Raw genomic sequence first — 7,428 nt, forward strand, 5'->3', positions numbered from 1 at the left:
AGTTCCCTCCCACGCAAGCGAGACTCGTAAAATCCCTGCTTTGCGAGCTACCTTACGAAAAAATGCACTAAGGTTTATTATAGCAAAGCCCTATTCCCACGGCAACCAATGATCATCATGTCTCGCCTCCGTCTCATACTTGTGGTAGATTGGATTACGAGAAGTTGGAAAATATTTCTGTCACTTTCGAAGGGAGATTCTGCCATGTTTCAATTCGACCGGTTGGTTTATGCCACCAACCAGCCAGATCAAGTAGATTTACAAATACGAACCAAGCGCGGGCTCACGCTTACGGCATCCGGTCACTCTTTTCCGGGGGTAGCCACCCGGATTTATCCATTTGCAGGCGGCGGCTTTCTTGAAGTCGCTTTCATTGAAAATGCGGTGGAAGCAAATAAAACCAACGAAGGACAAGCCATGGCCGAGCTGCTGAAAGAACAAGGGGACAGCTTTACGGCGATGGTCTTAGAAACCGATGATCTCGATCGTGTTAAACGCATTCTTGAAGAAGAAAAGTACCCGGTCACCGTGACCCCTGTCCAGCACATGACCGATGCATCCGGGAATCCTTTTCAGTTTCAAATGCTGGGCACATATCCTCATCTGCCGTGGTTTGTCATGTATGACAAGCCTCGTGACACCCCTCGCGGATATCCGCAAGCAGCCGTCTTGCGCACCACTACCTTTACAGCTGACTTGGAGATTCTCGAAAAGATCATGGGCGTACCAGCCACTACGATTCAATATCCCAATACGACCGCTGCGATGCTGCCGCTTTATAATGCTTCGCTGCGGATTGAATCTGCCGAGCAATATGGCTTCTCCTATTTCGATCCGGCAGGAATGCTGCTCGATAAACCGTTGGAGGACGAAGCGAATCAACAGCTCCATTAAAGGCTCTGCCCATAGCTTTTGCAAAGCCGCCTTTTCCATAACGGGAAGGCGGCTTGTTTTTTATCCATATTCTCTTATAGATTCGATTGCACCGCCCGCTTCTTCAGCAGTTCTGCAATCTTGGCCGGAAAGATCTGCTCAACCTGCGCCCAGTATGCGGCACCCGGCTCAGGCATGGTATGTCCCAGCACGCGATAGGATTGGCCGACATAGTGGATTTCAAATTTGACTGGTGCCCGGATACCCGCAGAGCTTGCTGGGTCCCCCGAATGGACCGTAATCCATGCGTAGACTTGAAATTGATCCGCATCATATTTCTTAATGCCAAGCAGTTCAATGGTGACTTCCACATCTTTCTCGGACGCCGCAAATGCTTGATTGGTCTCCACATATGTTTGGATTAATGGTTCTGCCAAGCTTCTATTCGATGGCGAAATACCCGGCTTCACTTCCACGAATACTTGGCCGAAATGCACATCATCGGCCAGCACCTGCAGTTTCCATATGCCCGGCTCAGGCAGCATAATTGCAGATGGGAAATGGCGATCGGCATCATACAGCGGTCCGGCAGTCTCCCAATCGCCCAGATAATAGCGCTGACCATTTTCATGGATGCCGACCAGCTCCACTTTATTTGCATGCAGTCCATTAAGCAGCCACATCACCTTATCTGCTTGATTCTCATATAAATCACCCGCAATGATGCGTACCGGCTTTTCTCCGATGTAGGAAACGCTATCCTGCATATATGTCTCCTGATGGCGGGGAGACGGTTTCCATAGTGATGGAGGATTCCATACCGTTCCTGGCAAATGCAGCTCTTGTTCTTCCACCGCTACAGAATGGGCTGCCTCTTGATGGTTTGTTCGCCAGTAAGCCGGCATCCATGGCGAAAGCACGAACATAGCAGCTGCAGACACAACAACCGCAGCTGAGGCAAGCAGACGAATCCGTATGCTCTGCCGCCGTCTGTTCCGCAATCTCTCCTTCACAGCATTTTCCATATCTGAGGTAAAGACAATCTCTTTCAACGGGCCGGAATCTGCTTCCGCCTTCAGCTCTCGCAATGATTTTTCTACGTCCATTCCAGCCCCTCCTCCTCTTCAATCAAAGCCTTCAATTGCAAGCGGGCACGATGAAGCTTTGTGCGCACTGCTCCTTCCTTCATCTTCAAAATGTCTGCGATCTGGGCCACTGATAAATCGGAATAGTAATGCAAAGCTATGACTTCCCGATGCCCACGGGTCAACCGCAATACCAAATGAGCGATATTTTCTTGCTCCACTCGCCGCATCACGGTTTGCTCCACCGTACGTTCATCCGTTTTCTCGGGCAGCTGTCCCGGAAAGATATGACGAAACGACCAGGACCGCAAATAACCTTTGCACTCATTTACCGCGATGCGATACATCCACGTATGAATGTCACTCTCTCCGCGGAACGAATCGAGGTGACGATACACTTTCACGAATACATCCTGGGTGATGTCTTCCGCCAATGCGCGATCTTTCACAAAAAGGTAGACGAGACGCAAGATCCGGGTTCCATACTCGCGCATCAGCTGCTCCAATTGTGCATCAATTGTTTGCTGTAACGGTTCCAGATCAGCCAGTTGTCTCTCCTCCTCTTTTTTTGACGTGGCGGTTTGTTGATTAGATGCAGCAAGGATGCAGAACGTTACATCCACTTTTATTGTTTGTGCAAACATCGTGGTGGGGGAAGGGAAGAACGGGCGGGGCTCCGTACTTGCCACACCCGCATGGAAGCAGGACTGCCCGGTTCCGCTCGCAAAAACGGGACGTCACGCAAAAGTTTCGAGGAAGCGTATTCATACGTAGAGGTTGCGCGACAAGCGTGTCCCGTTTTCGCAAGCTCCACCTCGGTAGGTGTGACAAAAACTCCGCCCGTCCCGTTCTTCCCTTCCTCGCGTGGCTTTCAAAAAAATATGACAGCTGCTGCTACTCAAGTGAGCATGTTCCGAAACGTAGCGCCTGCGAAGCCGTCCCAGCGGAGCAGAAAATCGCGGGAAAAAGGGGTGCAAACTTGGCTAGGCTACAAAGCGTTTACTACTTTTTGCACACCCCCGCGATTTGCTGCGGAGCGGACAGTCTCCACCCGCAGCGGGGCGTAGAATGAAGCGGAGTTTCGGAACATGCTCACTCCACCTAAGTCACGAGCAAGTGAGCATGCTCCGAAACGGAGCGCCTGCGAAGCCGTCCCAGCGGAGCAGAAAATCGCGGGAAAAAGGGGTGCAAACTTGGCTAGGCTACAAAGCGTTTACTACTTTTTGCACACCCCCGCGATTTGCTGCGGAGCGGACAGTCTCCACCCGCAGCGGGGCGTAGAATGAAGCGGAGTTTCGGAACATGCTCACTCCACCGCAGTCACGAAGCACCCTCATTTGTTTGTCCAAAATTCGTGGTAAAGAGGTGAAACGATCTCGGCTATGTTCTTCCCCTTTCATATGCAGCAGTAAAAAAACCTGAACCCATCATAGGAGTTCAGGTCTGAAAGAGCAGATACAATTATCCGATTACCGTCAGCTCTTTCGGGAAGCTGGTCAGTACTTCACAGCCATTTTCCGTCACGAATACATCATCTTCAATCCGTACGCCGCCAACCCCCGGGAGATAGATGCCCGGTTCAATCGTAAACACCATGCCCGCGCGAACCGTATCTTGATTGGCTCCATGGATGGAAGGGTACTCGTGAATATCCATCCCCATTCCATGGCCGAGTCGATGCATGAAATACTCGCCGTAGCCTTTTTCCGTAATGACGTCACGGGCAACCTTGTCCAGACTGGCAAGCGTCATGCCGGGGCGAGTCGCCTCGATGGCAGCCAGATTGGCGGCAAGGACCGTGTTGTAGATTTCCTTTTGCTTTTCACTAATTTCACCCACTGCAAAGGTGCGGGTGATATCAGAGACATAGCCATCTGCCACTACGCCCATATCAAACAACAGCAAATCGCCCTCGCGAATCACTCTCTCCCCTGGATGCCCATGAGGCAGTGCCGAATTTTCTCCGGCCAATACCATCGTATCAAAGGAAGGGCCGTTCGCTCCAAAGCGTTTCATCAAATATTCCAGCTCTGCCACCATTTCCGCTTCGGTGACACCCGCTTTTACCTTTTTCAGCCCTTCCGCCAGCACTTTTTCCACAAGGGCGATCGCATGCTTGATCCGGACGACTTCTTCTGCTGTCTTGATGAGACGCATTTCACGCAGCGGAAGCTCCATATCCACATACAGCTCAGCTCCTAAAACAGCTGCCAGTGCTTCGTATCGATTCACGGTCAGATGATCCTTCTCCAACCCTACCCGTTTTACGTTCTCAGGAAGGATTCCTTTGACGATCTCATACGGATTGTCCGTATCTTTGTGAGTTGCTATCTTTTTGACGGCCGAAGATTTTTCTGCCGCTTCCAGATCCAGGGCAGGCACGACAAGGGTTGCCTCGCCATCGCGTGGAATCAAGAGCCCGAGGAAGCGCTCATGGGGTTCGCTCAAAAAGCCTGTCAAATAATACACATGTTTGGGTAAAGTAACAAGAACTGCGTCAAGCTGCTGCTCTTCCATGTATGTACGAAGCTTTTGCAAACGAGATTGGTCCATAGATGGCACCTTCTTTTCTAGGGTTTTACTGTGAGCATATCACGAAAAAAGCATCCGTAAAAGATTATGTTGAGCACAGAGGTGAAAGTGATGAAATACGTTCAGCTTTCTGATTCGGCAACGATGGCCTACCAGTCCATCGGGGATGGTCCACCGCTTGTATTGGTCCATGCTCCTGGGATTGGGTCGGCCAATTTTTCGTGCCAAATGCCGCTTTCCCATTCCCACCGATTGCTGATCCCTGACCTGCGCGGACATGGGGAGAGCAGCCCCGCTCGTGAACCCTTCACTTTAAGAACGATCGCAGCGGATATCCACGCCATGCTCGATGCTGAAAAAGTGGAGCAAGCCAGTATCTGCGGTTATTCGCAAGGGGGATCCATTGCCTTGGAATGCCTTCTTGCTTATCCGGATCGGTTCCATGCAGCGATCTTGGTAAGCAGCTTTTCTGAGGTCAATGATCTGTATTTGCATGCTCGTTTCTTTTTGGCAGAAGCTCTCACTTCCATGCACGGCGTGAAATGGTTGGCACACTCCACAGCCCGCTCGCATCTTGATGATCCCGACGAGCAAAAACGGTGGATCGCTCACGCAGAAAAAACAGATGGCTTTTCTCTTCATCAGATGTACCTGGCCGGGCACCATTACACATGTACGGACCAACTCCCGACGATCAAAATCCCCGTCATGCTTGTCTATGGGGAAGAAGATCGCGCCATGCTTCCTTACGCGCAGCTTCTCCAGCATAAGCTCCCTCATGCCCAATTGCACCTCGTACCCGGTGTCAAGCATCAAGTGATTACAAAAGCGCCTTCCGCCTTTCACCAGCTATGCGATTCCTTTCTCACTTCATCTGTCGCACTCAGAACCTAAACAAGGACAGCCTTCCTCCATCACGGAGAAAGGCTGTCGCCACGCGTTTCCTTAGTTTTTCATCCGCGGGTCCAACGCATCGCGCAAACCATCACCGATCAGGTTGAATCCCAGAACCGTCAGCATGATGGAGGCCCCAGGGAAAATCAGGTTCCACGGTGCTTTTTGAATGTACTGGCGAGAATCGGCCAGCATTTTGCCCCACTCCGGCTCAGGTGCTTGTGCGCCCAAACCTAGGAAACCGAGTGCCGCTGCTTCAATAATCGCCGTCGCAATTCCCAAAGTACCCGTCACGATAATCGGAGCCAAGCTGTTCGGCAGGATGTGATTCATGATAATGCGTGAATCCTTCATCCCCATTGCTCTCGCAGCCATGATGAACTCTTCTTCCTTCAAGCTCAATACCTTGGACCTCACCAACCGACCAAACGTAGGAACGTTAATGATCGAGATGGCGATCAACGCATTTTGGAGAGAAGGCCCCAGAATCGCCACGATCGCGATCGCCAACAAAATGCTAGGGAAAGCGAGCATCACATCAAAGATCCGGGAGATCAGCATGTCGATCCAGCGGCCATAATAGCCGGAGATCAGGCCAAGCGCCGTCCCCACGATGATGGAGCCAAGAACGGAAAACGTACCGACCCACAGTGAGATGCGTGCGCCAAATACGACACGGGTAAACACGTCACGACCATTATAGTCCGTACCAAACCAATGTTCGGAGGAAGGCGGCTTGTTTTTGTCGAGCAAGTTTCCTTCATCATACGGATATTCGGTCAACAATGGCGCAAAGATCGCCACCATGATAAAGAATAGAATAATGATAAATCCGACAATCGCCAGTTTGTTTTTGCTGAGTGCCTTCCATGCATCACGCCATGGGGAGGATACGGGTTCGTTTACTGGCGTGTTGGGCGTCGTCTGAACAGTGGTCTCTGCCATCAGGAATCCTCCTTAGCGGTATTTGATGCGCGGATCGACGTAAGCATACAGCAGGTCAACCAGCAGGTTAATCAAGACGAAAATCGTCGCGATGACCAGAACGCCTGACTGAATCACCGGATAATCACGATTTCCGATGGCGGTATAGATGTAGCGGCCAATTCCCGGCCAACCAAAGATCGTCTCGGTCAGCACGGCACCGCCGATCAAGCTTCCGACTTGCAAGCCGATCACAGTCAGGACTGGAATCAACGCATTTTTCAAAGCGTGCTTGTACACGACAAAAAACTGAGCCAACCCTTTTGCTCGAGCCGTACGAATATAATCGGATCGCATGACTTCCAGCATGCTCGCACGTGTAATGCGGGCAATAATCGCCATTGGAATCGTCCCGAGCGCAATACTTGGCAGGATCAAATGCTCGATTACATCACGTAACTGATCCCATCGTCCAGCAAGCATCGCATCAATAATATAAAACTGCGTGATCGCCGTAACTGGATCTCGAGAACTGTCTCGCCCAACAGAAGGCAACCATTTCAACTCCTGTGCAAATAGCCACTGCTCCATCAGGCCCAGCCAGAAAATTGGCATGGATACACCAATCAACGCGACCAGCATCGCGATGTAGTCAAACCAAGAATTTTGCTTCCAAGCCGAGATAATCCCTGCATTGACACCAACGAAGACGGCAAACAGCATGCTGACAATCGTCAATTCCGTTGTCGCAGCAAGATAAGGACCGATTTCCTTGGCAATCGGTGCATTTGTGAGCAACGAGGTACCCAAATCACCGGAAAGGATGTTTTTCAGATAAGCAAAATACTGTTGATACCAAGGCAAATTCAGACCAAGCGCTTCCCGCAATTCCGTCAACGCTTTTTCGCTTGCTCTCTCTCCCAGGATGGTCAATGCCGGATCGCCTGGAATGGCATGGATAATGGAAAATACTACGAGTGACATACCAAACAGCACAGGGATGAGCATGAGAATTCTTCGTATCGTGTAGGCCAGCAATGCCATCTCCTCGCTTTCTTCAAAAACTTTTTAGACATTAGAATCGAGTAGGAGGGGGTGACTAACCCCCGACCTCTCACAC

7 protein-coding genes are annotated in these 7,428 nt (G+C 50.8%); 2 read left to right on the forward strand and 5 right to left on the reverse strand.

The features are described from left to right. Window positions 1-204: 204 nt before the first annotated feature. Window positions 205-894, forward strand: coding sequence for a VOC family protein (locus EIZ37_RS22105; RefSeq protein ID WP_167569084.1), 690 nt, complete (start codon window positions 205-207; stop codon window positions 892-894). Window positions 895-968: 74 nt separating this feature from the next. On the opposite strand, the gene EIZ37_RS22110 is transcribed toward EIZ37_RS22105, so the two are convergent. The 3 genes from EIZ37_RS22110 to EIZ37_RS22120 all read right to left on the reverse strand — a co-directional run bounded on the left by EIZ37_RS22110 (window position 969) and on the right by EIZ37_RS22120 (window position 4,511). Beyond that, complete coding sequence (locus EIZ37_RS22110; RefSeq protein WP_134686939.1) at window positions 969-1,979, reverse strand: hypothetical protein; 1,011 nt, start codon at window positions 1,977-1,979, stop codon at window positions 969-971. Next, on the reverse strand, window positions 1,970-2,647 hold the full coding sequence (locus tag EIZ37_RS22115; RefSeq protein ID WP_328591375.1) for a sigma-70 family RNA polymerase sigma factor: 678 nt from the start codon (window positions 2,645-2,647) through the stop codon (window positions 1,970-1,972). The genes EIZ37_RS22110 and EIZ37_RS22115 overlap by 10 nt, the downstream gene beginning before the upstream one ends. Before the next feature lie 772 nt (window positions 2,648-3,419). Further along, window positions 3,420-4,511, reverse strand: a complete 1,092-nt coding sequence (locus tag EIZ37_RS22120) for a M24 family metallopeptidase (protein ID WP_134686940.1) — start codon at window positions 4,509-4,511, stop codon at window positions 3,420-3,422. A 90-nt stretch (window positions 4,512-4,601) separates the two neighbouring features. Here EIZ37_RS22120 and EIZ37_RS22125 point away from each other — a divergent pair, with 90 nt between their 5' ends. Next, window positions 4,602-5,384, forward strand: coding sequence for an alpha/beta fold hydrolase (locus EIZ37_RS22125; protein WP_134686941.1), 783 nt, complete (start codon window positions 4,602-4,604; stop codon window positions 5,382-5,384). 51 nt (window positions 5,385-5,435) lie between these two features. Here EIZ37_RS22125 and EIZ37_RS22130 read toward each other — a convergent pair whose 3' ends face one another. Then, window positions 5,436-6,329, reverse strand: a complete 894-nt coding sequence (locus EIZ37_RS22130) for an ABC transporter permease (protein ID WP_134686942.1) — start codon at window positions 6,327-6,329, stop codon at window positions 5,436-5,438. 12 nt (window positions 6,330-6,341) lie between these two features. Continuing rightward, window positions 6,342-7,352, reverse strand: a complete 1,011-nt coding sequence (locus EIZ37_RS22135; RefSeq protein ID WP_134686943.1) for an ABC transporter permease — start codon at window positions 7,350-7,352, stop codon at window positions 6,342-6,344. Window positions 7,353-7,428 lie beyond the last annotated feature (76 nt).

It is taken from the genome of Brevibacillus migulae (genome assembly GCF_004521915.1).
GTDB classification, from domain to species: Bacteria; Bacillota; Bacilli; order Brevibacillales; family Brevibacillaceae; genus Brevibacillus_F; species Brevibacillus_F migulae.

Coding starts and splice junctions, on each gene's coding strand:
- EIZ37_RS22105 (WP_167569084.1), top strand. CDS start 205: ATGTTTCAATTCGACCGGTTGGTTTATGCCACCAACCAGCCAGATCAA.
- EIZ37_RS22110 (WP_134686939.1), bottom strand. CDS start 1,979: ATGGACGTAGAAAAATCATTGCGAGAGCTGAAGGCGGAAGCAGATTCC.
- EIZ37_RS22120 (WP_134686940.1), bottom strand. CDS start 4,511: ATGGACCAATCTCGTTTGCAAAAGCTTCGTACATACATGGAAGAGCAG.
- EIZ37_RS22125 (WP_134686941.1), top strand. CDS start 4,602: ATGAAATACGTTCAGCTTTCTGATTCGGCAACGATGGCCTACCAGTCC.
- EIZ37_RS22130 (WP_134686942.1), bottom strand. CDS start 6,329: ATGGCAGAGACCACTGTTCAGACGACGCCCAACACGCCAGTAAACGAA.
- EIZ37_RS22135 (WP_134686943.1), bottom strand. CDS start 7,352: ATGGCATTGCTGGCCTACACGATACGAAGAATTCTCATGCTCATCCCT.